Raw genomic sequence first — 25,227 nt, forward strand, 5'->3', positions numbered from 1 at the left:
ATCTCGATGAAAAATAAGAAGAGTGTCTTCGTTGCGGGGATAGCCTTGTTCTCTCACGCTGCGTATCCGGACTCGTTCATTCAGTCTCAGTTCACCTTGCCGCAATACAACAGCCAACTCTCCAGCAACGGGATCGCGCTATATGGCGTGGTCGACATGAGCATCAATTACCAGAGCGTCGGCGCAAAAAAGCTCTGGCAAATGCAAAGCGGCGGCACGCATACGTCACAATTCGGCCTGTTTGGGCGGGAGGATCTGGGAGGCGGACTGAAGGCCGAATTCAACCTGGAGAACGGATTCGAGGCCAACAACGGCAGCCTGCAGACGAGCCAGACCCTGTTCGATCGCGAGGCATGGGTCGGCCTGAATTCAAAGACCTGGGGCGTGGTGCGGTTGGGCCGCCAGACCACCGCGTCTCTTCCCGATGTGGCCGATCCGTTCGGAGAGGTCGTCACCAACTCGGTTGTCACGTGGCTGGCCGGTGGCGTCGTGCAGACCAGTAAGGGTGTCGGCTACAATGCCGACCTCGGTCCAGGGTCGAGCCAGGTGCTGGTTCGGGTCAGCAACGCGGTGACCTGGACCACGCCACGCGTTGGGGGGCTGGGTGCGACGTTCCTCTATGCGTTCAACGGTACCCAGGGTGTTTCGCCGTATGCGTCTAATCAGGGGGTCGTTGCCTCGTGGACGAACGGTTCGCTGTACGTAGCGGCTGACTATAACCAGGTCTGGAGCTCGCCGGTTGCCACGTCCTCAGGAACGCAGACCGTGCGCAACGATGCCTATGGCGTCGCAGCAATCTACGACGTGGGCAGTTATGTTCTTTCGGCTGGATTTGCCCAGGTGGCGCCTCGACTCGCGGGCAATGGCATCGCGCGCTCGTACATGTTGGGCGCGACGCTGCCGTACGGACGCAATGTGCTGCGCGCGTCGGTCGTCTATCGCGATACGTCGGGTGTTCGGGACAGCGCAGGGCGACTGGCTCAAGATTCGGCGCTAGGTGCAATGCTCGGCTATGACTACACGCTGTCGAAGCGTACTGGCCTCTATGCCCGAGCCGGCTTTATCCGGAACTACGGCATCTCGTCCGTGTTGCTAAACGGTACGTCATTGCCGACACAACCGAACTCGGCATCGCCTGAGCAAGGCACCACGCCGATGACCGCGTCCCTCGGTATGTATCACAAGTTCTGAGCCTGAGCACAGCAAGCCGGCACAGGTCAGTGCGACCAGATGCCGGCGCTGTGCACTCTGCCCCACAGCGTCTGAAGGGATCCATGAAGACAATCAGTACTCCCGGCGCGCAATTGCGCGACCCGTCATCCGCCGTTCGCGTCGATCAGTCTTCACGAAGGATCATTCTCGCGACGGCGCTCGGCAATGCCCTCGAATTTTTCGACTTCACGGTCTACAGCTTTTTTGCTGCGCTTATCGGCAAGCTCTTTTTCCCGGTCGAAGGGGTGCACGGTCCGCTTTTGCTGTCGTTCGCGACCTTCGGTGTCGGTTTCGTGATCCGTCCAATCGGCGGCATCGTGATCGGTGCCTACGCGGATCGCCGGGGCCGCAAAGCCGCGATGACCCTGACGATCCTGTTGATGGCGCTAGGCACTGCAATCATCGGCCTGACGCCGACCTATGCGCAGATCGGTCTCGCTGCGCCGCTTCTGATTCTGGCCGGTCGGCTCATTCAGGGAGCGGCCTCAAATCTGAAGTGCAACACCTATCTCGTATAAGGTGTTGCGATGCACGAAAGAACTCAGTACCAGCAACTTCAACCTGAAGAGCGTCTGACCATTGCAAGCCTGCATCTGCAGGGTTCGAGTATCCGGGCCATGGCCCGGATACTCGGGCGCTCGCCGGCCACCGTTAGCCGGGAACTGACGCGAAACAGCTCTCCCGCTGGCTACGCGTCCGTGTCGGCTGAAGCACTCAGTGCCGCACGCCGCAGCGCGGGTCGCCATCCCACAAAGCTTTGCCTGCAAAGCGTCTGCTGGCGTATCGTTCTCACCCTGCTCGAGTGGAAATGGTCACCCCAGCAGATATCGGGCACACTCAAGCGTATGTATCCGACCGACCCGACCCAGCAGGTTTCGCACGAAACCATCTACACGGCCATCTATGCCCAGCCGCGCGGCGAACTGCGCCGTCAGCTCATTGCGTGCTTGCGCCATGGCCACAGCACGCGCATGCCGCGTACACGGGCACAGACCGGCGCGGACAGATTCCTGACATGGTCAGTATTCATGTGCGGCCGCCCGAAATCGAAGACCGACTGCTGCCTGGGCACTGGGAAGGCGACTTCATCAAGGGTGCCGGCAACCAGTCCTCGGTAGGCGTGCTGGTCGAACGGACCAGCCGGCTGGTGCTGCTTGCCAAGATGGAAGACGCCACCGCCGCTTCAGCGCTGGCGGGCTTCTCCGCCAAACTCAATTCGATTGTCGCGCCATTACGGCAGAGCTTCACCTACGACCAGGGCAAAGAAATGTCGCGCCATAAAGAGCTCACCGCCGCAACCGGCGTGAAAGTGTACTTCTGCGACCCCCACAGTCCCTGGCAACGCGGCACTTGCGAAAACACCAACGGGCTACTGCGCCAGTATCTGCCCAAAAGCACAGATCTTTCGGTCTACAGTCAGGACGAACTTGACGCTATCGCCGACAGTCTGAACAGCCGACCTCGCGCGACTCATGCCTTCCATTCGCCATTCGAGGTCTTCGCCGCGACCCTTGCCTCAGCAAGTCAACCTCAAGGCTCTAAACATTAAACCCGCTGTTGCGCTTCACTCTTGAAACCGCCGGGTTTTTCGGCGGGTGGCGAGGTCGGGGCTTCAACGACATTCCTGATGGAATCGGCCGCGCCGGGCACGCGCGGCTATCTGGTCAGTTGGCAGATGGCGAGTCAGGGCGCCTCCGCGCTTGCGGGTGCATTTTGCGCACTGCAATTGACGCATACGTTGTCGTCAGCCGCCCTCGAAAGCTGGGGTTGGCGCGTGCCATTCCTGTTGGGCCTGCTGATCGGTCCGATTGGCCTATATATCCGTCAGAACCTGAACGAAACGCACCACGCAACGCCGCCCATGGGTAGTCGCGCTTGCATGGAACCGCAATACGATGTGCGCCATATCGTCCTTGGCACGTTGCTGATGCTTGGCGGTACGTCGTCGATGTATATCATTGTTTTCTATTTGCCATCGTATCTGACAAACGTCGTTCATCTGTCAGCGGCGACAGCATTCCTGCCGAGCGGGGTCGCCGGTCTGATGCTGATGGTGGCGTCACCAATATGCGGCAGGCTTACGGATAGATTGAAACGACGCAAGCCGATGCTTTATATCACCGGCGTGGCTAGCGTTCTGGTGCTTTACCCGGTGTTTGCGATAATACTTCGGGTACCAGCCATGGTTACGATCCTTCCGGGCGTGGCGCTCATCATGGCCCTCAAAGTACTGGCCAGTCCCGGCGGGTTTCTGCTCCTGCTCGAGAGGTTTCCACGAGAAATCCGTGGGCGGTCATTGGGCATCATCTACAGCCTTGGAGTCACCCTTTTCGGCGGCTTTGCCCCCTTCGTTGTGACATGGCTTATCAGCGCGACAAAAAATGCCTATGCCCCAGTCTGGTATATGGGCGTGTGTGGGCTAATCAGCCTGATCGCTCTGCCGATGTTCGAAGAAAGAGCCACCGATTGAGCGCTGTGTCACGGCTTGGGTAGTGATCCGGAAGGAGATCAGCGATACGGCGCGCGGTAGCCCGCGGAAGATGAATGGCACGGCGTGTGTCTTCCCGGAGCGGGCACCTTGCACCTTACCAGGCCATCCTCGAACGATTCGATAAGATCGGCGGGGACGACACGATAGACCGCAGCTCAAGGACCGGCTCGGACAGTGCTTTAAGATCCGGCGCAGGTCGCCGCAGCGCGTCGTCCGTAGCAAATGCCGCTTCGAGCGCCTCCGAAATGTCCAGCAACCGCCCATCTCTACGCGCTGGGCCGACCAACTGCACACCAAACGGCATGCCGGCATGATCGACCCCGCACGGCAGCGACAACGCCGGATTGGTCATCAGTGAAACGAGGTAAGTCAGTCCCAGCCAGCGATAGTACGTATCGAGCGGCTTGCCATTGATCGCTTCGAGATGCCATTGGGACCACGGAAATGGCGTGACGGACACCGTCGGCGAAACGATCACGTCATAGTGCTGCACGAGCGACTGGAAGCGTCGATACAGCGTCGTTTGCATCTTGTGCGCCCAAACGGCGTCGCCGAGCGTCATCGATGCGCCCAGCTCGAAGTTCGCGCGCGTATTGGGTCCAAGCTGCGACGGGTCGCGCTCATAGATTTCCGCGAACTGCGCAACGAAGTTCTGCGCGCGCACTACGTCGAAGCATCGGTCGATGCCGCTCATGTCGATGCATACCGGTTCGCACACCGCCACGAGCCGTGCGATCTTGTCGACCTTCGCGCGGAACGTCGCGCGGGATGCGTCGTCGAGCGCGCATACCCCGAAGTCATCGGTAAAGCCGATGCGCAGCCCCGACGCATCGATCGGACGGCGCTGTGCAAGCGCGGCCGAATCGACGTCGTAAGCTAGCGGATCGCGCGCGTCGAAGCCAGCCTGCGCGGCAAGCAGCAACCGCACATCGGCGACGGTACGTGCCATCGGGCCACTCACGGTAATCGGTGCCCACCCGAGTTCGCGCCGGTCGCCCGGCACGAGTCCCGGCGATGGCCGCATTCCCACAATCCCGCAGACCGCGGCTGGAATGCGCAGCGATCCGCCCGTGTCCGAGCCGGTGCAGAGCGGGAGCATGCCGGTTGCGAGCGCTGCGGCCGATCCGCCCGACGACCCCCCCGCGTTCAGCAGCGGCGCAAAGGGGTTGCCCGTCGCGCCCCAGACGTCGTTGCGGGTGTTCGCACCTGCGCCCATTTCGGGCGTGTTGGTCTTGGTTGTCACGATGGCGCCCGCCGCCCGAATGCGTGCGACCATCCCGTTGTCCTCGTCCGGAACGTTTGCGCGGAAGAGCTTCGAGCCATACGTCGTGAGTACGCCGGCGGTCTCTTCGAGATCTTTCACGCCGATGGGCACGCCATGCAGCAAGCCGAGCGGCTCGCCACGGATCACCGCCGCTTCCGCGCGACGCGCTTCGTCGCGCGCACGTTCGAAACACGTCGCCGCCATCGCGTTGACGGCAGGGTTAATCGCTTCGATGCGCGCGATGCACGCGTCAAGCAGTTCGACTGGCGAGACACTGCGATCGCCGATCAGTCGGCGCGCATCGACGGCGGAGAGAGAGACGAGAGAGTCGTGCGTCATGGGCATCAAGGAGGAATCGGATAAGAGCTCAAGCCGCCGCTGGCGAAGGCAAGGCCTGCTCGACACAGGCGATGATCGCATCGCGCGTGTTCTCGAGATGCGCGTACGTCTGCTCATGCACGGCGCGCATATCGCGGGCGCGGTAGGCGTCGAGGAGATCGGCATGCTCGCGGTTGTTGCTGTCGAGGATATCGCTCTTGACGTGCATCGAGAGGGACACGTAAGGCCGCGCGACCAGCGACAGCCCTTCGACGAGCTCAGAGAGACGCGTGCCGGCGGCGCTCGCCATCAGATGTTTGTGGAACTCCTCATTGAGGATGGCCCACCTCTCGGACGACAATGTCGCGCACATTTCATCATGCACCTTTTCGGCGGAGGCGAGGTCGCCATCGGTGGCATGCGTGCAGGCGCGTTGGGACAGCATCGGCTCGAGCACCATGCGCAGTTCGTAGATTTCGCTGACGTCCGCGGCCGTGAGCGCGCGTGTGACGACACCCTTGTTGGGATCGATCGAGACCAGCCCTTCCGCGCGCAGGTCGCGGAACGCTTCGCGCACCGGCGTCGTACTGACGCTGAGGCGTTTGGCGATCTCTTCCTGCCGCAGCCGCGTGTTCGGTGGATACACGCCGTTGAGAATCTCGGCGCGCAACGTGCCGAGCACGTATTGCTGAATCGTACGAAAGGGCTGGCTCATGTTCGTCTCCGTGAGCGGTCGTTATCGTATGTTGCGCATTTCGTCGATCAAATGGTGACGGCGCGTCTTTCGAACTTCAGCATGCTTTCGATGCGTGCGGCAACCCGCAGCAGCTTCGCATCATCGCCGAAAGCGCCGACGATCTGGAAGCCGAGCGGCAGATTTGCATCGCTCCAGCCGGAAGGCACATTGACGGCGGGCGCCCCCATCAGGCTCCAGGGTGCGCAGAAACGGGCGTCGCCCGTATCGGCGTGTCCGTGGGGTGCTTCACCGCTGGCGGGCAAGGTCACGAGCGCGTCACAGCCTTGCAGCAGCGCGGCAGACTGCGAGCGCACGTGCGCCTGCAACAGCAAGGCTTGCTGATAGCGCTCGAGCGGCATCGCCTGGCCTTCGGACAACAGTTCGCGCATGTGTTCGCTCATCAGCGCGGGCGCGCGTGCGGCTACATCGCCGACGGCGCGATACGCCTCGACCGCGAGAATCGTCAGTGTCGCTTCGCGCATTTGCGGCAGGTCCGCGCCGTAGTCCAACTCGACGATGCGCGCGCCGCCTTGGCTCAGCGTCCGCAGCGACGCATCGAAGTTGGCGTGTTGATGCGGCGCGATGAGTTCGTCCCAGAACGGCGTGCGAACGACGCCGAGCGTGAGCGCGGAAGTGTCGCGCGGAAAGTGATCGCGCCACGCCGCTTCGCTTTCGACCGCCTGAGGAGCGCCTTCGACGAACAACGCATGCGCGACGGCGACATCTTCGACGGATCGCCCGAAGAATCCGACGTGATCGAGCGACGCAGCCAGCGGATGCACGCCTTCGCTCGGCACCGCGCGATACGACGGCTTGTAGCCGACGATGCCGCAATACGCGGCCGGGCGAATGATCGATCCGACCGTCTGCGTGCCGATGGCGAGCGGCACGATGCCCGCTGCGACGGCCGCCGCCGATCCGCTCGACGAGCCGCCCGGCGTGTGCGCACGGTTCCACGGGTTGACGGTCGCAGCCGGTCCGCGCCAGGCGAATTCGGTCGTCGCGGTCTTGCCGAAGACCGTCCCGCCGAGCGCGCGGATCATCGACACGATGCGCGCGTCGCGCCCGGGCCGATGCCCGTCGTAAGCCGGCGAGCCGTAGCCCGTGGGCATGTCGGCGGTATCGGCGAGATCCTTGACTCCGATGGGCACGCCCACGAGCGCACGCGCCACGGCGCCGCGCACGGCGTACGCATCCGGCCGATGCACGAAGGCCCGAAGCCACGGCTCCAGCGCATCGGCGCGGGCCTGCGCGTCCAGCAGCGTCGCGCGCGCGGCGGCTTCGTCGTGACGATTAGCGAGCAGTGTCGTGAGCAATGATTGATCTGATCGATTCATCGTTACTTGCTCGCGGCTGCGGCGAACGTGTTGTCGACGCCATTGGCATAAGTGATTGCGCCGGGTTTGATGTTGCCGATCGACTCCTGCAGATCGAGCGCATTGCGGAAGGCCTGCTCGGAAATATCGGGCGTGGCCGCATAGATCTTCTGATCGATGAGACGCTGCACCGCCGAATCGACGATCTTCGGATCGAGCGATGGGAATTCGGCGCGCGCGACGCTCTTGGCCGTGTCGTGCGATTGCTGAATCAGAGCCTCGGCTTCACCGATCGACTTGACGAACGCGGCTACCATCTTAGGCTTGCTCTTGACGGTGACAGAGAGCGTGTCGATGGTCGAGAACGCATAGCCGCCCGGATACGCCTTCGGGAACGCATACACGATGCGATAGCCCTGCGCGAGCCCCGTTTCCGCTTGCGGCATATAGAGCGCGGCGGCTTCCGAGCGCCCTGCCATCACCGGCGCGAGTTCGGTGCCGATCTGCACGGTGTTCATCTTCACGTCCGCGAGCTTCTGTTCGCTGATGAGCCGTTGCAGCAGATACGTGCTCGTCGACGGCGGCAGTGCGGTCGAGACGCTTTTGCCTGCGAGATCGCCGACGCCCTTGACCGTCGAATCCTTCGGCGCGATCACCCACACCGGCACGCCGGCGACCACGTTGGCCACGTTCACGAGCGATGCGCCCTTGAGGTTGGCGAGCATGGCGGTCATCGGGTCTTGCAGCGAGAAGTCCGCATGACCGCCGATCACCGCTGCAACGCCCGCCGCACCGCTGCCCGCAGTGACCTTCTGCACGGCAAGGCCGTTCTTCTCGAAGATGCCTTTGTCGATAGCCACATAGAGCGGCAGGTACTGGATCGACTGAAATGCCTGATAGACGACCACCGGCTCGGCGGCCTGAGCGCTCGTCGCGCCGATTCCAGACGCGACCAGACATGCGGCCGCGATACTATTGAGTAGAGCGTGTGTCTTCTTCATTTTTTCTTCCAGGAAATGATCTTCGCTTCCGCGAGTTGAACGATCCAGCTGAGAACCGAGGCCATCAAGGTCAGCACGATGATGCCGAGCCAGACGGTATTAAGATCGAAGAGCGAGCCCGCGACGAACACCGCGTGACCGAGCCCCGACTGCGATGCAATGTATTCGCCGACGACCGCGCCGATCAACGCGAAGCCGATGTTCACGCGCAGCGTCGAGAAGATCCACGGCAGCGCGCTCGGAACGATGAGCTTGGTGAAGATCATCGACGGCTTCGCCTTGAACGAATGGAAGAGATTGAGCAGGTCCTTGTCGACTTCACGCGCGGCGGCGCAGGACGAGATCATCGCGACGGCGAATGTGGAGATGCCGGCGAGCCATATCTTCGACGAGGCGTCGGAACCGAACCAGATCACGATGAGCGGTCCGAGCGCAATCTTCGGAATACTGTTGAGGATGACGGACAATCCTTCGGCGACACCCGAGACTGTCGGCAGGAACCACAGCAGCAGGCCGAGACCGATCCCGAGGCCGCTGCCGATGGCGAGACCCGCCAGCGTTTCATAGAGCGTGACCCAGGTGTCGGACACGAGCGTGCCCTGTGTCAGCCCGATGACCGCGGCCTCATAGATGCCGGACGGCGAGCCGAGCAGCTTGCCGTTGATCCAGCCCGCGCTAACGGCAAGTTGCCAGGCAACGACCAGCGCAACGACGATACCGAAGACGGCGCCCGTCGTGCCGAGCTTGCGGCGCGTACGGCGTACGGCTTTCCTTTGCGTGACGTTGGTGGACAGAACGGCTTCAGTCATGGACGGCTCCTGCAAGGATGCTCGATGGAGCGACTTCATCTGCGTCGCGCGAGGTGACGTGTCCGCGCAAACCGTTCCAGACGCGCGCGTGATAGCCGCGGAACTCGGGCGCCTCGCGCGCGGAGACGGCATTGCGCGGTCCGTGCGTCGTCAGTTCGATGTCGATCTGGTCTTCGATGCGTGCGGGACGCCCGCCAAGCAGGATCACGCGATCGCTCATCGCGATGGCTTCTTCGATGTCGTGCGTGACGAGCACGACACTCGTGCCGCTTTGCGCACGCAGCGCGATGATGTCGTCCTCGAGTGCGAGACGCGTTTCGTAGTCGAGCGCGGAGAAGGGTTCGTCGAGCAGCACGAGCGTCGGATCGACGAGCAGTGTGCGCGTGAGCGCAACGCGCTGTCTCATGCCGCCTGAGAGCGAATGCGGATAGGCATCGGCGACCGCGCCGAGCCCGTAGCGCGCGAGCATCTGCCGCGCACGGGCGACATCATCGGCCCGGACCTTGCGATACAACTCAATGCCGAGCAGCGCATTTTGCAGCACCGTGCGCCACGGCATCATCAGGTCCTTCTGCAACATATAAGCGATGCGGCCCGCTTCCCCATCTGCGCGTCTGCCGACCGATATCTCGCCTGACTGCGGCGTGAGCAGGCCTGAGATGAGATTGAAGAGGGTGCTCTTGCCCGCGCCGCTTCGTCCGACGATGGACACGATCTCGCCATGTCCCACGGAGAAGTCGAGCCGGTCGAAGATGGTCACGGTCGAGCGATCGGGCGATTGAAACCCGTGAGTGAGCTGCCTCACGCGCAGCGGTTCCGCGAACGTGTCGACTGCCGTTGCGTTCGATCCCTTCATGTCGTTCCTCGCAAGGTCTCGTACTGGTGAAGTAGTTGCTGCAATGCATAATGCACAATCAAAAATCGGAAGCTGTCCTCGTCAAAAAAGTTTTTTCTCGGTGGACTCGCATGGGATGCGTTGGTGCGCAACCTTGGTGCTGCTGCGACTCTGCAGTGCACGTCGCCGTGCGAAATCGGTGCATGTTGCGATGAAACTGTGCGGAGCGAGGCATGAATTCAATGGCACATTAATCGCTTCGTGCAAGTCTCTTGAACGACGTTCATTCCGTTGGAAAGCCACTGCAAAGAGACGATTGCAAAGATAGGAAGTGTTCGATCCGTGCACGAGCGATCAGCCGATAGCCGCCCGAATCGTCAGCTTGCTCGACGGCGATAGCCGTGATGCGTCTATCGAACGACTGGCCGCGTTCGGACGCCGCACCGATGGCGCGTGTCTCGAGAAGCGCTGACACCGATCGATGGCGAAGCGCGGCGCGCGCTGCTCGACGAGGCGGCTTCGCGCGCTGGATCGAGCGGGCATCGCGACACGGCGTTCCGTCGAGGTCGTCGCGTGGACGAACGAGGAAGGCAGTCGTTTTGCGCCCGGCGCGGGGGGCTCGAGTGCGTTCGTCGATCCCGCGTTTCTCACGGGCTACCGCGAATCGCGCGACGCCGGAGGGCATCCGGTTTGAAGATGCGCTGGATGAAGCGCTTGCGGCAACGCCCGTCATTGGAACGGCGGCCAATGTTCACGACATCAACGTAGCCCTGGCGTTGCTTCATGGTAAAGAAACGGATGTGTACGCGGACGCCGGATATCAGGGCATCGAAAAGCGTTGTGAGGCTGACGCGGTTCGTTGGCATGTTGCAATGCGACCGGCAAAGCGCAGGAAACTGGATCTGAGTGATTCGGTGGACGCGCTTTTGAAAAGGCGGCAGGTTGAGGACTTCCTCAATGAACGGATGCACCCCTCGATCGCGGGCTATTGCACGTTATCGAACTCTAGTAAGCGTGCTCCAGGGTGTCGCCACCGATGGTCACAATCCGGGGTGCGCGCAGGGCTGCGGGTCCAACTAGACAAGGCGCTCGGGGCACCAGGCACAAAGCCGATCTCCGCACATTGTCTCTTTCCTTGTTGGTATCACCAATGTTCATGCCTGCGACAGCATCCCGTGAAGCCGCTTCGCAACAATCTCTTCGGCCTGGTACATGATTCGTTCGACCAGCTCTCCGACCTTGGGGATGTCATGAATGAGTCCGGCAACCATGCCGCATGACCAGGCGCCGGCGTCCAGGTCGCCATCCCTCATGACACGCGTATAGACGCCACCTACCTCGTCCGCAATGTTCGAGAAGGCGATGTCGGCGCCGAGTCGCCTTTCCTTTTCCAGCAGGCGCTCGACCCCAGCGTTGTTCAGCACGCGTTCGGTATTGCGCAGCAGGCGCATTACGAGCCGCGTATCCAGTTCCGTTGCCGCGACGATGGCCTGCTTGACCTTCTGGTGGACCGGCGCTTCGTGGGTCGCCACGAAGCGCGTGCCCATGTTGATACCGCCCGCGCCCATGGCAAGTGCCGCCACAAGCGAGCGACCATCGGCCATGCCGCCCGAGGCGACGAACGGTACCCTGAGCTCGTCCGCGGCACGGGGCAGCAGGATGAAGTTGGGGACATCGTCCTCGCCGGGATGGCCCCCGCATTCAAAGCCGTCCACGCTGACCGCATCGCAGCCGATGCTCTCGGCCTTCAGTGCATGCCGCACCGATGTGCATTTGTGAATCACCTTGATGCCGGCTTCCTGCAGCATGGGCAGCCACTTCTGCGGATTGTTCCCAGCGGTCTCGACGATTTTCACGCCGCCATCGATGATCGCGCGCACGTAGCCCAGATAATCCGGCGGATTGCGTGCCGGAAGGAAAGTCAGGTTGACGCCGAACGGCTTGTCGGTCATGTTCCGGCAGTGCCGGATCTCGCCCGTCAGCGCCTCCGGGCTGGGCTGTGTCAGCGCCGTAATGATGCCCAGGCCGCCCGCATTGGACACCGCTGCCGCCAGTTCCGCGAATCCCACGTAGTGCATGCCGCCTTGGATGATGGGATGCTCGATGCCGAACAACTCCGTGATCTGCGTCTTCATTGCGAATCTCTTTTGAATGGATGGATAGTGGTACCCAGGGATACCCGTCAGAACTCGGCCGGCAATGCCATTGAGCCGCGCCAGTTTCCATGTGATGCCGCAGGACCGAATCCAGTGGCAATTCACGTTTGAACCAGTAGGATCAACGCCCCGTGAAGCGGGCCTCGCGACGCTCAACAAAGGACTGGATCCCTTCCCTGAAGTCCTCCGACGCGAAGACCTCCTCTTGAATCTTCGGGATGACGGCAATCGCTGCCTGCTCGCCGTGTTCGATATAGGTCAGAGCCGCCGCCTTGGTCGCACGCAGGCCGATCGGCGCGACCTTGCAGATCGCCCGGGCGATCTCCATCGCGCGCTCGCGGTGCCGCCCGTATGGATGCACTTCCTGGACGAAGCCGCAGCGGTATGCCTCCGCGGCGGAGAATTCGTCACACAGGAACAGGTGATACATCGCATTGCCCCAGCCCGTGCGGGTGAGGTAACGGTAGTGCGCGCCACCCAGCGGTGCGATGCCGCGTTTCGATTCCATCTGGCAGAAGCGAGCGGTGTCGACTGCAATCACGATGTCCGAGGCCAGCATCTGCTCGAGGCCGATCGTATAGGTAATACCATGGACCACCGAGATCACCGGCTCGCGGCAGCGTTTGCCCAGACCGAAGGGATCGACCTGGTCGTCGGGGATCGGCTTTGCCGTGGCGGTCGGGCCGAAGAACTTAGGCATGTCGAGGCCGGCAGTGGTGTGTTCGCCGACGGGGTCGAGAACTGCCACCCACAGGTTGTTGTCGTCGTCGAACTCGGTCAGCCGCTGCGAGAGCTGCTGCATCATCTCCGGGGTGAAGGCGTTCTTCTTGGCCGTGTTGTCGACCGAGATGATCGCGATATGGTCCTCGATCGTCATGCGGACTTCGAGCGTCGTTGCTGCATTGCTCATGATGGTCTCCTTCGCTTAGGTGGATTGGCACTTCGGATGGATTGAAGCGTTCGTGCTGCGGGAGTTTTATGGGCAGACGGGCATCCTGTCGGTGCAGGCAGTCGAGCATTAAACACGATTCGCGCGGACAACCACACGCATGCTTTCGTGGTTGCACGCGCGAGTTGTGCCGCGCCTTGCATGAATCGAAACGCGATTGATCACCGGTCCGCGGGAGTGCGACGGCGGAAGTTGCGAATCCTTCTGCAGCTACGGCACGAGTGGTTGGATCGCAGTTCAGTGATCAGTCATTGCCTCGATCGGGCGCAATGCGGGCCGCGGAGTGTGTTAGTTCCGCCACGCATGCGAACAGTCCCGTGCGACCGTTCGAGTTGCTCAGCGAAGACCCTGCGCGCCACCAATGAGCACAGGGAAGGAATGACTGTAGTACCTCGGGAAGCAGCCGTTGACGTCCCGTCAATCCGAACGGCTGGTACGGGTCCGATCCCGGCCTCTCGTTGCCACTGCGAAAAGCACGCCGCTCGCTCAACATACGCAATCACCGATCCAGGCACGACGCCGATAGCCACGTCGGTCCCGCCGATGCCCGGCCTTTCCGGCCTAAGATATTTCAAAGGAGCATCCGTGCGAGGGGCATCATGAAAGCACTTATCGTTGCTGCGACATTGGCGGCTGGCTGTTCCCTCGCCTACGCGCAGACTTACCCGCAGGAAGCGCTGGCTGACCAAAGCATGGTGGCCTATAGAGGACAATTGGAAGCGCAGAAGCAACAGATCGAACTCCAGAACGAACAACTCCAATTACTGAAACAACAGCGCGACATGGATTTGCTGAGGCAGCAGCGCTAACTGAATTCGCTGAGACAACAGCGCCAATTTGACTTGCTCAGACAGAAGCGCTAGATCGCTAAGAGGCGCGGCCCACGCCTCAAGATCCGGCTGAGGCGACTCCAGCCATTAACTGCCGCTCGCAGTTACATTTCCATCGAGTGTCTTTGGCGATGAGCTAAGCTGGAATCATGGCGATCACCAACGCCGTCACGGTTCGGGGCCGCCGTCGCTAGCCATCGTCGTTGGCGTCCGGTTCTGAACACGTAAAACGACCCTCATTGGCCGCTTTCAAGCGGTGCATAAGAAGGGCAAAAGGCAATGGGCATTCGTCGCCGCTGCTCCAGTTGTCGCTGCTGATTCGCTAGGCCGTCCATACGGCAAGCGTTCTGTCGACATCAATGTTCTAAAGGAGGATGGCAATGAAGTACGTAATTAGCTGGTTCGAACGCACGCAAGGTTCGCCTGTAGAGTACGAGAATGCCCAGAAGCGAATCCTTGATGTATTTAGTCAGTGGAAGGCGCCAGACAACTTCAAGATCGAGTTTTTCGTGGTGCGCGTGGGAGAGTGGGGTGGGCACATGTTGGTTGACTGCGACGATCCATTGGCGGTTCACAAAGTTTGCTCGACATTCCCGGCATTTGAATTTCGGGCGCACCCCGTAGTTGCCGTCGAGGACGCAGTCCGGGTCGAACTCGAAGCGATCGCCTGGCGAGACGGACTGAAAAGTAAGTGACATCCGGAGGGTTATGTTGCTTTCACGGCGAGTGAACCCGAGACACTGTGCTCTTTTGAGGTGGTCAGTGTCCTGGCATTGCCGCCGAGTCGCGGGCTTGCCCCCGCTCAGTCGGACGGCCAACGGCCTGCACCCGCTGGCCGTCGTTGACCGTTAGCGTCCGCTTCAGGGAAAGATGAACGGCTGGAGCGGGTGGCGGATTCAACCGGTCAATGCAGTACCGCAGCAGACGTGTCCGTTCAATGGTTCGAACCGGAGGCGAAAGATGATCCCGAGCCGCAAAGCCGCCGCGCTGGTGTTACTCGCTGCATTGTCGCTGCGCATGTATGACGTACACGCGCAACACACTGACCAGCAAATCGCCGCCATCCTCATGGTCGCGAATCGAGCCGAAATCGAGGCGGGCAACCTCGCGCTAAGCCGAAGCCAGAGAAGAAGCATCCAGAATTTCGCTGGACAAATGATCGCAGAACACAGGGCCTTGAATCAGTCAGCCGTCGAATTGACGCAGAGGCTGATGCTCTACCCCGAAAATAGTAGGATGAGCGAGGCGTTTCGGAACGAAGGGGATGACAACCTCGCCAGGTTGAATGCGGCCGATGGGTATGCGTTCGACGGAGACTACCTCTATCAAGAGATCGCATATCACCAGCAATTGGTTCATGCGGTGGACAACACGCTGCTTCCCGCCGCGAAGAACGCGGAACTGAAGGCGCTGCTCGTCAGAGCGCGCGTGATTTTCATCTTGCATCTCGACTATGCGATTCGACTGCAATCGGCACGGGTCTGGTAATCCCCAAGGGATTCGGGTGAGCGAGCCTCGCTTGCGGGTGCACCTTCGTTGATGCCGACAATGCCGACTTCGAGTTGATGTGCGACGCGCTCGATACTGCGCACGTCCCGATACATTTCAGGCGGCGTCTGCCGATCAAGTAGCGCCCGTAGGCACATCTTTTGCGCCACCGACACCAACGAATTTCACTGCGGAGCAAGTCGAGGGCTGCCGACCGCTGCCCTGCGAGGTTCGGGGTGTGGCCGCGCGCATAGTGCAGTAAACGGCCGTTTGCGGGCGTCGGCTGAAGGCACCAAGATTTTGCATCGCTTCCCACGTTTACTACGACGGCACAGTTACTACACTGATAGGTAAGGGTCGCGGATATCAGTTGGGCGGCCTTCTCAATTAGTTGCACGCACTCCACGCTGTCGGAAAGAGCAGATCGAGCCTCCACATTATTTTGTGCGGCGTGCTCGTCTCGTTGGTCCATCAAACAGGAGGATCCAATCATGCAAACTGTTATAAGGACATATTCCGGAAAGGGTGCAAAGGAATTATTCGATCTGCTGGAGAAACGAGCGACTGACGTCGAAGAACTGCTGCGTTCGGTCAAAGGCTTTGTCGGCTACACCCTCGCACGCAGCGGCGATGGCGGATTCTCGGTAACTGTTTGCCAGGACAAGGCAGGCATTGATGAAAGCGTGCAAAAGGCGAAGGACTGGATCGCGAAAAACGCCGGAAACACGGGCGCGGCCGCGCCGGAAATATCGGAGGGATCAGTCCTCATTCACCTGAAGTAACTTCGCCTTGCGACTGGCACCGTATGAGTTCAGCGGCCGGATTGGCAGGTACGTAACGAGCTTCACCGGTTGCTCCTCACGCACACTGTTTACCGAGTTCGTCCAGACCGGCCTTTGTACGTTGATCGGGAAGATCCCACGGAGCGGATTGAGAATTCCGCGATCTCATAATGGGCTGCGGAGGGCTTGTCTTGAACTAGGCAACGCTCTCCGGGAACAGGCGGCACCACGCCGCTCGCCGGTTCCACGTACGGCAATCCGATTTCTTCTTCATCGCTTCATCGAGCGGCGAGTCGCGGACAAGCCGCGCACGCGACTCATGTGAAACGTTGAACGGCTGCTTCGAAGGGGATTGACTAGCCGGAGCGGGTCTAACTTAGACCCGACGCGCGGTTTGGACTGCAGCATCTACTTGCTGTCTGCAGTTCCGCGGGCGCAGATGTACTGGATGTGTTGCATGATGAGGACACCATTGCTTCGACAGTTAGAGGGGCATATGTCGTGCAGGAGCGGTGGTCGATTAAACCGCATACGAAAGGCGTTTCGAAGGGCGAAATCGAGAAGCTAGTCTCATCTGATCCTATGTTGACAATCACGGAGCTGGCAGCACGGACCGGTGCTTCCGATGTATGGTTACGAGAACATTTTCCTCGTGAATGTGCGGGGGTGGCTGCGACATACAGGGAGCGTTTGAGGAAAAATGGCTGGCGTCGACTACTCGCAACCGGTCGCATCATGCGGGAGGCCGCTTATTATCTGGAACAAATCGGGCTCACTTTCAACAAGGACAGTATTGAGAGATATTTCGGTCTATCGATATGGTGGCAAGCATGAGGCGAGCGGATTCGTGCCAAAGTGAGTTTAAGAAATCGTGGCCGCGCCAGCCGTTAAAGCAATAGTTGGTTCCTGGTTGCACTTAGAGAATGTTTCAAAAAGAGTCGTCCGAGCGCTGAAGTGTTCGCCAGCAGATCAGGCAACAGGCGAGTTTAAGGAGCCCTTCATGGATGTCGGCACGACGCTCATATCGAGTACGAAGGCGGCGAAATCCATGCAGCCACGCATTGGTTCGCTCGACGACCCAACGGACCTTACCCAGACCGCTGCCATGGGGTTCGCCACGCCGGGCGATCGATGTGGGGATGCCGACAGCGTGCAAGGGCCGGCGATACTTGTCGTGGTCGTAAGCGCGATCCGCATAGATTCGGGCCGGTTTGCGAAGTGGTCGACCGCGCAAGCCACGAACCGGCGGGATCGCATCGACCAGTGGAAGCAGTTGCGTGATGTCGTTGCGGTTCGCGCCAGTCAGGATGACCGCGAGCGGCGTACCGTTGGCGTCGGTGGCGACGTGATGTTTGGAACCGGGTCGCGCACGATCGGTGGGGTTCGGTCCAGTTTTTCGCCCGCCCCAACCGCTCGAACAGAAGTGGAATCGATGACGACGCGAGAAAAGTCGATCTGGTCGGCGGCACGCAACTTTGCGAGCAGGATCTCGTGGAGCCGATCCCAGACGCCGGCCTGTTGCCAGTCGCGCAAGCGCCGCCAGCAACTGATACCCGATCCGCAACCCATTTCGGCGGGCAGATCGCTCCAGCGAATGCCGCTTTTGAGCACGAACAGTATCCCGGTCAGCGCGGCCCGATTGGCCACGGGCTTGCGCCCTGGATACCGGAAGCGTCTCGGCCTTGCTGGCGGTAGAAGTGGTTCGATCAATGCCCACAATTCGTCGTCGATGATTTGCCTGGCCATCTCCTCGCTCCGCTCGTCACAACGGTCGAGGTTAACAGCTTTGCGTTTGAGTTAAGGAAGGTCTGCAAAAGTCCTGGCATTGCGTTGCTGCTGAGCTATCCTGGAAACAGAGCGAATTAGGCGAGGAGCAGTGTGATGGCGCAACTTGGTCTTGGTCTGGATCTGTCAACGAAGCGCACGCGCAAACGGGAATTTCTCGATGAGATGCGGCGTGTTGTGCCCTGGTTGAAGCTGATTGCGCTGATCGAGCCGCACTATCCCACGGGCAAAACCGGTCGGCCGCCGTTCCCGATTGCGACGATGTTGCAGATTCATTTCATGCAGCAATGGTTCGGTCTGTCAGACCCTGCAATGGAAGAGGCACTCTATGACGTGCCGCTTTATCGCGAGTTCGCGGGTCTCGACGGCGGGATGGTTCGCTTGCCGGATGAAAGCACGATTCTCCGGTTCCGCCATCTGCTGGAAACGCACGGACTGGCAGTGCAAATGCTGGCGCTGGTCAATGAAATCCTGACGGAGAAAGGCCTGATGCTCAAGACTGGATCGGCAGTCGACGCCACTCTGATTGCCGCACCCAGTTCGACAAAAAATGGCTCCGGCACACGTGATCCGGCAATGCAATCAACGCAGAAAGTGGAACGGCCCCGTCGAAAACCGGACACGAGGTAACGCTTAAACTTTAAGGTAGTCTTCCGCCTATGTTTAAGCCTAGCTCCCATGTAGAACCCGTTGAGGTTCTGACCCAGCCGGAACAGCGCCGGCGCCGCTCTGTCGAGGAGAAACTCGCGATAGTGCGTGAGACCTTCGAACCCGGAGCGAGCGTTTCCGGGGTAGCCCGTCGCCATCAGGTGAATGCGAACCAGGTGTTCGCCTGGCGCAAGCTGTATCAGGATGGCAGCCTGTCAGCCGTGAGTGCCGGCGAACAGGTGGTGCCAGCCTCCGACCTGGTCGAAGCGACGAAGCAGATTCGCGAACTCCAGCGGCTGCTGGGCAAGAAGACCATGGAAGTGGAAATCCTCCGCGAAGCAGTGGAGTACGGCCGGGCAAAAAAATTGATTGCGCGCTCACCATTGCTGCCGGGGGACGACCGATGAAGACGGTCTGTGAAGTCCTGGGTGTGTCGCGCTCTAATCTTGCGGTCAAATCGAAGCGCCCCGCCAAGTGGGTCGACCAGCGCAAGACGCCAGCCCTGGACGACATGCCGCTGGTCACCGAGCTTCGGGGGCTGGTTGCCGAGCTGCCCACCTACGGCTACCGGCGTGTGTGGGCGCTGCTGCGGCGAAGCCGGGACGCGCAGGCCCAACCTCGCGTTAATGCAAAACGGGTTTATCGGGTCATGCGTACCTACGGCCTGCTACTCGAGCGCCGGCCTTGTCATGCCCAGTCCGCACGCCGGCACGACGGCAAGGTCGCGGTGGAGCGAAGTAATGCGCGCTGGTGCTCGGACGGCTTCGAATTCCGTTGTGACGATGGTGCGCCATTGCGCGTCGTCTTTGCATTGGACTGCTGCGACCGCGAGGCCATGAGCTGGGTGGCGAGCACGGGCGGCTACACCGGTGACATGGTGCGTGACGTGATGCTTCAGGCCGTCGAGAACCGCTTCCACGGAGCGCTGAGAACCGACAATGAAATCGAGTGGCTTAGTGACAACGGTTCCTGCTACATTGCCGATGAGACGCTGACGTTCTCGCGGGCAATCGGCCTGAAGCCCGTCACGACACCCGTCAGAAGTCCGCAGAGCAACGGGATGGCCGAGAGCTTCGTCAAAACGATGAAGCGCGATTATGTCTCGTGGATGCCCAAGCCTGACGCCAGGACGGCGCTGCAAAACCTGGCCATCGCGTTCGACCACTACAACGAATCGCATCCGCACAGCGCTCTGAAATACCGCTCGCCACGCGAGTTTCGCCAGCAAGCAAATTCACTAACCTAAGCGTGACCGCGTGTCCGGTTATGCAGGGGCGAGTCCAGAAAGGTGGCAACTGGTACTTCGGGATGAAGATGCATATCGGCGTGGACGCCGAGTCGGGCCTGGTCCATACGGTCATTGGAACGGCGGCCAACGTTCACGACATCAACGTAGCCCAGGCGTTGCTACATGGTAAAGAAACGGACGTGTACGCGGACGCCGGATATCAGGGTATCGAAAAGCGCTGTGAGGCAGGCGCGGTTCGTTGGCATGTTGCAATGCGACCGGCAAAGCGCAGGAAACTGGATATGAGTGATTCGTTGGACGCGATATACGATCAAATCGAACGCCTGAAGGCGAGTATTCGAGCCAAGGTCGAACACCCGTTTCGCATCCTTAAGCGGCGTTCGGTTACATGAAGACCCGCTATCGTGGTTTGATGAAGAACACCGCCCAGATCACCACGCTGTTTGCTTTGGGCAATCTATGGATGGCGCGTAGAGCTTTGCGCAAAGCTTGAAACACCGGGTCGATAAGGGTCGTATGTCTGGTTGAAGAGCTCCGGCGCGCGAAAAAAACGGCGATCAACTCACCAAAAAATATCTGAACGCAGAGGCTGCGCTGGATGTGAAAAATAACGCGTGAAAAGCGGGTTGTGCAGACCTTCCTTAACAGTAGCCGTAGCTCTTTTTGAAACATCGTCTTAAGCGAAAGATGATCATTCAGTCATTTTTTGCTTAACTTGTCAAACCACGCACACACCGAAACCCGGCATACACATACTGATAATGCGGCTGAAACCAGTTGCGAAATTCGGGCCGCAGCATGCACAGCGCGGTACGCGCCGAGCCGCCCTTCAGCACGTAGTGCTGCCCATCGAAGAAGTTGGCCGAATAGCCAGGATAGAACGGAAACGCTTCGAAGCCCGGCAGCGCTTCGAAAAGCGTCGAGGTCCATTCCCAGCCGTTGCCGAACTGACCTTCCGTGCCGAACGTGCTGACGTTGTCCGGATGTGCGTCGACGGGCCGTGGATCCCAACTGCGGAAATCGAAGTTCCCCGATGCCCCTTGCGGCGCACCGTGCGCCGCGCGTTGCCATTGCGCCTCGGTCGGCAGGGTTTTGCCGGCCCAGCGCGCGTAGGCGCTCGCTTCGGCGTGGCTCACGTAGACGGGCCAGTCGAGCGGCAAGGGCACGTTGTCGAACATCGTGCGCAGCGTCCATGCGGGGCGACGGTCTTGCGCCGTGCGTTGCGACCAGCCGGCGGGATGCTCGATGTGCTCCGCTTCCTTCCACGCCCAGTCCTTCGACGACCACCACTTCGGCTCGCGATAACCGCCGTCTCCGATGAACTCGAGGAACGCACCGTTCGTGACCATGTATCGATCGATCTCGAACGCGGGCACGTCCACGCTCATTTCGCCGAACTCATTATCCCAGCCGAAGCGGCCGGCCTCGCGCGGCATGCCGAGCACGGCCGTGCCGGCCGGCACGCTAACCATCGACGACAACGCGTCGCGCCGCTCCTCGCTCGTCACCACCGGCTCGCGCAACGCGGTGTTCTTCTGCGCGAGTGGCAACTGATGGAGCATGTACGCGAGCGTTTCCGCATGCATCAACCGATGCTCGATCGCGACGTTCAGCAGCTGCACGGCCGCCTCGTCGTGCGCCGGGTTGCCGAGTTCGTCGAGCGCGGTGTCGATCTGCCGGCGCGCGCGCGTTGCATACTCGCGCACGGCGTCGAGCGACGGCCAATCGCCGGGTTGATCGGTGGGAAAGCCGCCGTCGACCGGATCGATGCCGAAGGCGAACAGCTGGTCGAGTTCCGGCGCGAAAGCCGGCAGATCGAATAGACGCTGGTCGAGCAGATTGCGATCGAACGCTTCGAGATGGCCGATGTAGAACACGACGCGGTGACGCTCGCGGATTGGCCGTTCATAGAGGTAGTCGGGTTTGACGATCGCAAACAGGTCGTCGGTGACTTGACGCGCGTCGAGCAGGCGCTGCACGAGCGGATGATGCGGGACAGGGTCGCGATTCATTGGGGCCGGGTCTCCATGCAACACGGTTGTCCTGGGGGGACGGTCTGAAAACTCTACCCGCTCGCAGGCGGCGTGCCAAGACGAACAGCGCGACCGTCCAGGCCACTCCGGCCGCTAGATCTGCCGCAAGCCTTCGAGATCGACGATGCGAATGTGCTTGCCCCGCGTGTCAATCAGGCCGCGTTTTTGAAATCTTGACAGGGTGCGGCTGACCGTTTCGAGCGTCATGCCGAGGTAGCTGCCCATGTCCTCGCGCGTCATACGCAGATTGAACTCCGACCACGAGTAGCCGCGCTGCGCATTGCGCTGTGACACGTCCAGCAGAAAGGCGGCGACGCGTTCGTCGGCGGACAGCGAGCCGAGCACCATCATCTGCGCGGCTTCGCTGACGATCTGCGCGCCCAGTAGCTTGTGCATGCGTTCCTGGATCGAACTGATTTCGCGACATAGCAGCTTCAGCGCGCTATATGGAACGATGCACACCGTGCTGTCTTCCAGCGCGACGGCGCTGCACGCATGGAGGTCCGCGCTGATGCCGTCGAGCCCGAGCGGCTCGCCGGCGAGACGCAGCCCGGTGACCTGCTCGCGGCCGTCGCGGTGGACCATCACGGTCTTCATCGAGCCGGAGCGCACCGCGTAGATATTGTCGAAGCGGTCGCCGCTGCGATACAGCGCTTCGCCGCGCGGCACCGAGCGCGCCGAACAGATCAGCGTTTCGAGCTTCGGCAGTTCCTCCGCCGACAGCCCCTGCGGCATGCAGATCTGACGCATCGAACAGCTGGAGCAGCGCGCGGCGGTACGTGCGGCTGCGCGTGCCGCCACGGCCTCGCGGTTGCCGGCGGAGCGGGTCGAGGGAGGGGGCACAGCAGTGGGATTCAGCATGTTCTGCGCGCGATTATTGGTAGTGGTGAAATTGTCCCACCCGCTATGACCCGCAACTGGCGGCAAAGAGACGCGTTCGCTGCTCGGCAGTCCGAGCAACGGCGGTGCTCTGACGAAGGTGAGAAGGTGAGCCGCCACGGCCTATATCGACCTCGCCCGTCGACGGGTAGCGTGGCTCGATTCCGGCAGGGCCGCGCATGGCGTGCCGCCCCGCGCTTGATGAAAGAGTCAGGCGGGTTTCTTGTCGGTGCCCGCGGCGGACGGTACCAGCAGAACCGGAAGAGTGGCCTGGCGCACGCAGCGTTCCGCGACGCTGCCGAGAATCAGCCGCTGAAAGCCACGCCGGCCGTGCGTGCCCATCACGAGCAGGTCGGCGTTGAATTCGGCGGCGGCCTGCAGCACGATCTCGGCGACATCGCCGAGCGACGAAGCCTCGGAGACCGCCGGGTCGCCCTTCACACTTTGCTCGGCCATCACTTTCGAAAACTCGGCACGCAGCTCCTGGCCTTCCTCGATCAGGCGGTTGCGCAGGATCGACGGGTCGTAGCCGGGCGCCTCGAAGTACATTGGCGTGTTTTCGACGACATAAAATGGCCGCAACACCGCGCCATTCGATCTGGCGAGATCGAGCGCCGCTTCAAACGCACGGCGCGAGGTATTGCTGCCGTCGACCGCTACAAGGATGCGTGTGTACATATCGGCTCCGCGTCAAGAATGCATCTGCCACATTGCTAGCCGCGGCAGGTTTATTGATCTTTTATAGCAATAAAGCTTAGATGATTGCCGGAAAAGATGCACCGGACCAGGATGTAAATCAAACACTTGCCAAATATTCCGGCGCGGTGCGGACAAAATGGCGTGCGCGGCGGCGTGCGCGAAGCGGCCTGGCATGCTTACAACCCGTAAAACTTTGCTGAAGCCGAAACAGGGTTGGCCTTACAATCAAGCCATATTCAGACAAGCTGGCCAGTCCGCTGATGAACGATCGAAAAACTAAGGGCTTACCCGACCAGATCTACGGCGACATTCTCAACCGCATCCTCGAAGGCGAGTACAAGGAAGGCGAGCGACTGCCGACCGAACACGCGCTGGCGGAGCGTTTTGCCACGTCCCGACCGACCGTGCGCGAAGCGCTCGCGCGATTGCGGGCCGACGGCATCATCTCGACGCGGCACGGCTCTGGCACGACCGTCGCGCGGCGCCCCGATCCGGACGTACGCCGCTTCGCGCCGCTCGAAACACTCTCCGATATCCGCCGCTGCTATGAGTTTCGCATCGTGACCGAGGCGGGCGCGGCCGCGCAGGCAGCGTTGAAGGCCGACGCCGACGACATCGCCGCGATCCAGCACGCGTGGGACGAGCTCGAGCGCATCATCGAGGCGCAGGGGATCGGCGCGAAGGACGACTTCCTGTTTCATCAGGCGGTCGCGCGCGCGTCGAAGAATCCGTTTTTCATTACGGTGATGTCGTTCATCGAGGAACAGATCCTGTTCAGCATGAACCTGTCGCGCAATCTGTCGCTCGTCAAGACGGTGGAGAGGCAGCAGCTGGTGCAGGCCGAACACATGGCGGTGCTCGACGCAATCCGCCGCAAGGACGCGGCGGGCGCGGGCGCCGCAATGCGCGCGCATCTCGAGAACGCGCTGGAACGGATGTTCGGTTCCTGAGTCCGCGCGCGCGGGTGAAGGCGTCGCGACTTTTGCCAGGCCGCGCTTCGGCGAGGCTCAGGCAGCGACGGCGACTGGCCCGAACAGCGAGGTCAGCGTTTTCGCGCTTACCGCGACGTCGAGCGCGACGGCCCGCTCGCCGCCAATCTGCAGCGGGGGCCCGAGCCGGCTGATGTCGAGGCCGGCTCGGCGCAGCATCCTCTCGATCGGCGTGGTGGTCACCGTGACGTAATGCGTGATGCCCATGCGCTGCGCGAAGCGCATCACTTCCTGAATTGCGCGGATTGTCATATCCGTGAAACCAAACGACTGTTCCTCACCGCCGGTTTCGATCGCCCAGCGGCTCAGTTCCCAGATATGTCGCCCGACCGGCGCGGCCGCCCCATGCAGTAGCTGCGGGAAGGTGTCTTTCAGCATGTTCGGACCTTCGGTCGGCATCAGGCGCCAACAGCCGCGCAACCGTTCGTCTTCGCCCTGAATCAGCATGTAGTACGGCCCGAGCGCGTCGTAGCCGTCTATCTCCATTCCCGCGATGGTCGGAATTTCCCAGCCGAGCCGGCCGTGAAAGACACGGGCGCGCAAGCGGTACATCTCGTTGATCAGTTCGTTGTCGAATTCCTGCCGGAGTCCAATTCGGATCGTGGTTTGCATGACGTTCTCCTGTACGCGTTGGGGGACTGCCAGATACGCAGGAAAACTTATGCATTCTGAATCTTTGCGCCACCTACCTACCTGGATAGGTGTGGATGCTTATCGGGTATATCAGAATTCAGACACGTCTTCGCCCCCAACCTACA

21 protein-coding genes and 5 pseudogenes are annotated in these 25,227 nt (G+C 61.0%); 13 read left to right on the forward strand and 13 right to left on the reverse strand.

Annotated elements, in window-relative coordinates:
- Nucleotides 1-6: 6 nt before the first annotated feature.
- From OKW44_RS14730 to OKW44_RS14745, 4 genes and pseudogenes are all read left to right on the forward strand, one after another.
- Nucleotides 7-1,191 (forward strand): porin, encoded by a 1,185-nt coding sequence (locus OKW44_RS14730; protein ID WP_026226379.1) that lies wholly within the window; start codon nt 7-9, stop codon nt 1,189-1,191.
- An 83-nt stretch (nt 1,192-1,274) separates the two neighbouring features.
- Nucleotides 1,275-1,700 (forward strand): annotated as a pseudogene (locus tag OKW44_RS14735) (MFS transporter); the annotation flags it as partial.
- A gap of 39 nt (nt 1,701-1,739) precedes the next feature.
- Nucleotides 1,740-2,761 (forward strand): annotated as a pseudogene (locus tag OKW44_RS14740) (IS30 family transposase).
- Nucleotides 2,762-2,782: 21 nt separating this feature from the next.
- Entirely contained in the window at nt 2,783-3,682 is a 900-nt protein-coding gene (locus OKW44_RS14745) for an MFS transporter (RefSeq protein ID WP_162634075.1), read from the forward strand.
- A 115-nt stretch (nt 3,683-3,797) separates the two neighbouring features.
- Here the strand turns inward: OKW44_RS14745 and OKW44_RS14750 are convergent, their stop codons facing one another.
- Genes OKW44_RS14750 through OKW44_RS14775 form a run of 6 tightly spaced genes read right to left on the reverse strand, consistent with a single transcriptional unit; the run spans nt 3,798 to nt 10,003 of the window.
- Nucleotides 3,798-5,306, reverse strand: coding sequence for an amidase (locus OKW44_RS14750; protein ID WP_018423635.1), 1,509 nt, complete (start codon nt 5,304-5,306; stop codon nt 3,798-3,800).
- Nucleotides 5,307-5,334: 28 nt separating this feature from the next.
- Nucleotides 5,335-6,000 (reverse strand): GntR family transcriptional regulator, encoded by a 666-nt coding sequence (locus tag OKW44_RS14755; protein WP_018423634.1) that lies wholly within the window; start codon nt 5,998-6,000, stop codon nt 5,335-5,337.
- Nucleotides 6,001-6,047: 47 nt separating this feature from the next.
- Complete coding sequence (locus tag OKW44_RS14760) at nt 6,048-7,358, reverse strand: amidase (RefSeq protein ID WP_026226378.1); 1,311 nt, start codon at nt 7,356-7,358, stop codon at nt 6,048-6,050.
- A 2-nt stretch (nt 7,359-7,360) separates the two neighbouring features.
- Nucleotides 7,361-8,338: an ABC transporter substrate-binding protein gene (locus OKW44_RS14765; RefSeq protein WP_018423632.1), complete on the reverse strand. Its 978-nt coding sequence runs from the start codon at nt 8,336-8,338 to the stop codon at nt 7,361-7,363.
- Entirely contained in the window at nt 8,335-9,147 is an 813-nt protein-coding gene (locus tag OKW44_RS14770; protein ID WP_018423631.1) for an ABC transporter permease, read from the reverse strand. The genes OKW44_RS14765 and OKW44_RS14770 overlap by 4 nt, the downstream gene beginning before the upstream one ends.
- Nucleotides 9,140-10,003 (reverse strand): ABC transporter ATP-binding protein, encoded by an 864-nt coding sequence (locus OKW44_RS14775; RefSeq protein ID WP_018423630.1) that lies wholly within the window; start codon nt 10,001-10,003, stop codon nt 9,140-9,142. The genes OKW44_RS14770 and OKW44_RS14775 overlap by 8 nt, the downstream gene beginning before the upstream one ends.
- 707 nt (nt 10,004-10,710) lie before the next feature.
- Here OKW44_RS14775 and OKW44_RS14780 point away from each other — a divergent pair.
- Nucleotides 10,711-10,908: pseudogene (locus OKW44_RS14780) on the forward strand (transposase); the annotation flags it as partial.
- Nucleotides 10,909-11,136: 228 nt separating this feature from the next.
- Here OKW44_RS14780 and OKW44_RS14785 read toward each other — a convergent pair.
- The gene (locus OKW44_RS14785; RefSeq protein WP_018423625.1) at nt 11,137-12,117 is read right to left on the reverse strand and encodes an NAD(P)H-dependent flavin oxidoreductase; all 981 of its coding nucleotides are present in this window, start codon (nt 12,115-12,117) and stop codon (nt 11,137-11,139) included.
- 142 nt (nt 12,118-12,259) lie between these two features.
- Nucleotides 12,260-13,048 (reverse strand): crotonase/enoyl-CoA hydratase family protein, encoded by a 789-nt coding sequence (locus OKW44_RS14790; protein ID WP_018423624.1) that lies wholly within the window; start codon nt 13,046-13,048, stop codon nt 12,260-12,262.
- A gap of 638 nt (nt 13,049-13,686) precedes the next feature.
- Between OKW44_RS14790 and OKW44_RS14795 the strand changes: the two genes are divergently transcribed.
- From OKW44_RS14795 to OKW44_RS14810, 4 genes are all read left to right on the forward strand, one after another.
- Nucleotides 13,687-13,896, forward strand: a complete 210-nt coding sequence (locus tag OKW44_RS14795; protein WP_018423622.1) for a hypothetical protein — start codon at nt 13,687-13,689, stop codon at nt 13,894-13,896.
- A gap of 401 nt (nt 13,897-14,297) precedes the next feature.
- On the forward strand, nt 14,298-14,612 hold the full coding sequence (locus OKW44_RS14800; protein WP_018423621.1) for a DUF3303 domain-containing protein: 315 nt from the start codon (nt 14,298-14,300) through the stop codon (nt 14,610-14,612).
- A 265-nt stretch (nt 14,613-14,877) separates the two neighbouring features.
- On the forward strand, nt 14,878-15,405 hold the full coding sequence (locus OKW44_RS14805; protein WP_018423620.1) for a DUF4142 domain-containing protein: 528 nt from the start codon (nt 14,878-14,880) through the stop codon (nt 15,403-15,405).
- Between the two features lie 491 nt (nt 15,406-15,896).
- The gene (locus OKW44_RS14810) at nt 15,897-16,187 is read left to right on the forward strand and encodes a hypothetical protein (protein WP_018423619.1); all 291 of its coding nucleotides are present in this window, start codon (nt 15,897-15,899) and stop codon (nt 16,185-16,187) included.
- Between the two features lie 928 nt (nt 16,188-17,115).
- On the opposite strand, the gene OKW44_RS14815 is transcribed toward OKW44_RS14810, so the two are convergent.
- Nucleotides 17,116-17,933, reverse strand: a protein-coding gene (locus tag OKW44_RS14815; RefSeq protein ID WP_085952369.1) for an IS5 family transposase whose coding sequence is annotated in 2 segments (ribosomal slippage) — nt 17,116-17,585 and nt 17,585-17,933 — 819 coding nt in all. Because the reading frame shifts where the segments join, the coding sequence is not laid out codon by codon here.
- A 135-nt stretch (nt 17,934-18,068) separates the two neighbouring features.
- Between OKW44_RS14815 and OKW44_RS14820 the strand changes: the two are divergent.
- The 3 genes and pseudogenes from OKW44_RS14820 to OKW44_RS14830 form a co-directional block, all read left to right on the forward strand.
- Nucleotides 18,069-18,566: pseudogene (locus OKW44_RS14820) on the forward strand (IS5 family transposase); the annotation flags it as partial.
- Between the two features lie 65 nt (nt 18,567-18,631).
- Nucleotides 18,632-19,866 (forward strand): IS3 family transposase gene (locus OKW44_RS14825; protein ID WP_280785269.1). Its coding sequence is split into 2 segments (ribosomal slippage): nt 18,632-18,986 and nt 18,986-19,866, totalling 1,236 coding nucleotides; the frame shifts between segments, so codons are not numbered across the junction.
- Between the two features lie 38 nt (nt 19,867-19,904).
- Nucleotides 19,905-20,362, forward strand: a pseudogene (locus tag OKW44_RS14830) (IS5 family transposase); the annotation flags it as partial.
- A gap of 217 nt (nt 20,363-20,579) precedes the next feature.
- Here OKW44_RS14830 and OKW44_RS14835 read toward each other — a convergent pair.
- From OKW44_RS14835 to OKW44_RS14845, 3 genes are all read right to left on the reverse strand, one after another.
- Nucleotides 20,580-21,881 carry an SUMF1/EgtB/PvdO family nonheme iron enzyme gene (locus OKW44_RS14835; protein ID WP_018423614.1) on the reverse strand — a complete coding sequence of 434 codons (1,302 nt, stop codon included), beginning with the start codon at nt 21,879-21,881 and terminating at the stop codon, nt 20,580-20,582.
- 114 nt (nt 21,882-21,995) lie between these two features.
- Nucleotides 21,996-22,763 carry a helix-turn-helix domain-containing protein gene (locus OKW44_RS14840; protein ID WP_204357173.1) on the reverse strand — a complete coding sequence of 256 codons (768 nt, stop codon included), beginning with the start codon at nt 22,761-22,763 and terminating at the stop codon, nt 21,996-21,998.
- A 228-nt stretch (nt 22,764-22,991) separates the two neighbouring features.
- A complete protein-coding gene (locus OKW44_RS14845; RefSeq protein ID WP_018423612.1) occupies nt 22,992-23,459 on the reverse strand; it encodes a universal stress protein in 468 nt (155 codons plus the stop codon).
- A gap of 281 nt (nt 23,460-23,740) precedes the next feature.
- Between OKW44_RS14845 and OKW44_RS14850 the strand changes: the two genes are divergently transcribed.
- On the forward strand, nt 23,741-24,430 hold the full coding sequence (locus OKW44_RS14850) for a FadR/GntR family transcriptional regulator (RefSeq protein WP_018423611.1): 690 nt from the start codon (nt 23,741-23,743) through the stop codon (nt 24,428-24,430).
- Nucleotides 24,431-24,487: 57 nt separating this feature from the next.
- Here the strand turns inward: OKW44_RS14850 and OKW44_RS14855 are convergent, their stop codons facing one another.
- Entirely contained in the window at nt 24,488-25,081 is a 594-nt protein-coding gene (locus tag OKW44_RS14855) for an acyl-homoserine-lactone synthase (RefSeq protein ID WP_018423610.1), read from the reverse strand.
- Between the last annotated feature and the right edge of the window lie 146 nt (nt 25,082-25,227).

The organism is Paraburkholderia lebeckiae (genome assembly GCF_050436325.1).
Lineage (GTDB): Bacteria > Pseudomonadota > Gammaproteobacteria > Burkholderiales > Burkholderiaceae > Paraburkholderia > Paraburkholderia tuberum.

Excerpts from the sequence above, each read along its gene's own strand:
- OKW44_RS14790 (WP_018423624.1), bottom strand. The coding sequence starts at position 13,048 with ATGAGCAATGCAGCAACGACGCTCGAAGTCCGCATGACGATCGAGGAC.
- OKW44_RS14750 (WP_018423635.1), bottom strand. The coding sequence starts at position 5,306 with ATGACGCACGACTCTCTCGTCTCTCTCTCCGCCGTCGATGCGCGCCGA.
- OKW44_RS14855 (WP_018423610.1), bottom strand. The coding sequence starts at position 25,081 with ATGCAAACCACGATCCGAATTGGACTCCGGCAGGAATTCGACAACGAA.
- OKW44_RS14800 (WP_018423621.1), top strand. The coding sequence starts at position 14,298 with ATGAAGTACGTAATTAGCTGGTTCGAACGCACGCAAGGTTCGCCTGTA.
- OKW44_RS14755 (WP_018423634.1), bottom strand. The coding sequence starts at position 6,000 with ATGAGCCAGCCCTTTCGTACGATTCAGCAATACGTGCTCGGCACGTTG.
- OKW44_RS14785 (WP_018423625.1), bottom strand. The coding sequence starts at position 12,117 with ATGAAGACGCAGATCACGGAGTTGTTCGGCATCGAGCATCCCATCATC.
- OKW44_RS14805 (WP_018423620.1), top strand. The coding sequence starts at position 14,878 with ATGATCCCGAGCCGCAAAGCCGCCGCGCTGGTGTTACTCGCTGCATTG.
- OKW44_RS14765 (WP_018423632.1), bottom strand. The coding sequence starts at position 8,338 with ATGAAGAAGACACACGCTCTACTCAATAGTATCGCGGCCGCATGTCTG.
- OKW44_RS14760 (WP_026226378.1), bottom strand. The coding sequence starts at position 7,358 with ATGAATCGATCAGATCAATCATTGCTCACGACACTGCTCGCTAATCGT.
- OKW44_RS14840 (WP_204357173.1), bottom strand. The coding sequence starts at position 22,763 with ATGCTGAATCCCACTGCTGTGCCCCCTCCCTCGACCCGCTCCGCCGGC.
- OKW44_RS14845 (WP_018423612.1), bottom strand. The coding sequence starts at position 23,459 with ATGTACACACGCATCCTTGTAGCGGTCGACGGCAGCAATACCTCGCGC.
- OKW44_RS14835 (WP_018423614.1), bottom strand. The coding sequence starts at position 21,881 with ATGAATCGCGACCCTGTCCCGCATCATCCGCTCGTGCAGCGCCTGCTC.
- OKW44_RS14810 (WP_018423619.1), top strand. The coding sequence starts at position 15,897 with ATGCAAACTGTTATAAGGACATATTCCGGAAAGGGTGCAAAGGAATTA.
- OKW44_RS14770 (WP_018423631.1), bottom strand. The coding sequence starts at position 9,147 with ATGACTGAAGCCGTTCTGTCCACCAACGTCACGCAAAGGAAAGCCGTA.
- OKW44_RS14775 (WP_018423630.1), bottom strand. The coding sequence starts at position 10,003 with ATGAAGGGATCGAACGCAACGGCAGTCGACACGTTCGCGGAACCGCTG.
- OKW44_RS14850 (WP_018423611.1), top strand. The coding sequence starts at position 23,741 with ATGAACGATCGAAAAACTAAGGGCTTACCCGACCAGATCTACGGCGAC.
- OKW44_RS14795 (WP_018423622.1), top strand. The coding sequence starts at position 13,687 with ATGAAAGCACTTATCGTTGCTGCGACATTGGCGGCTGGCTGTTCCCTC.
- OKW44_RS14730 (WP_026226379.1), top strand. The coding sequence starts at position 7 with ATGAAAAATAAGAAGAGTGTCTTCGTTGCGGGGATAGCCTTGTTCTCT.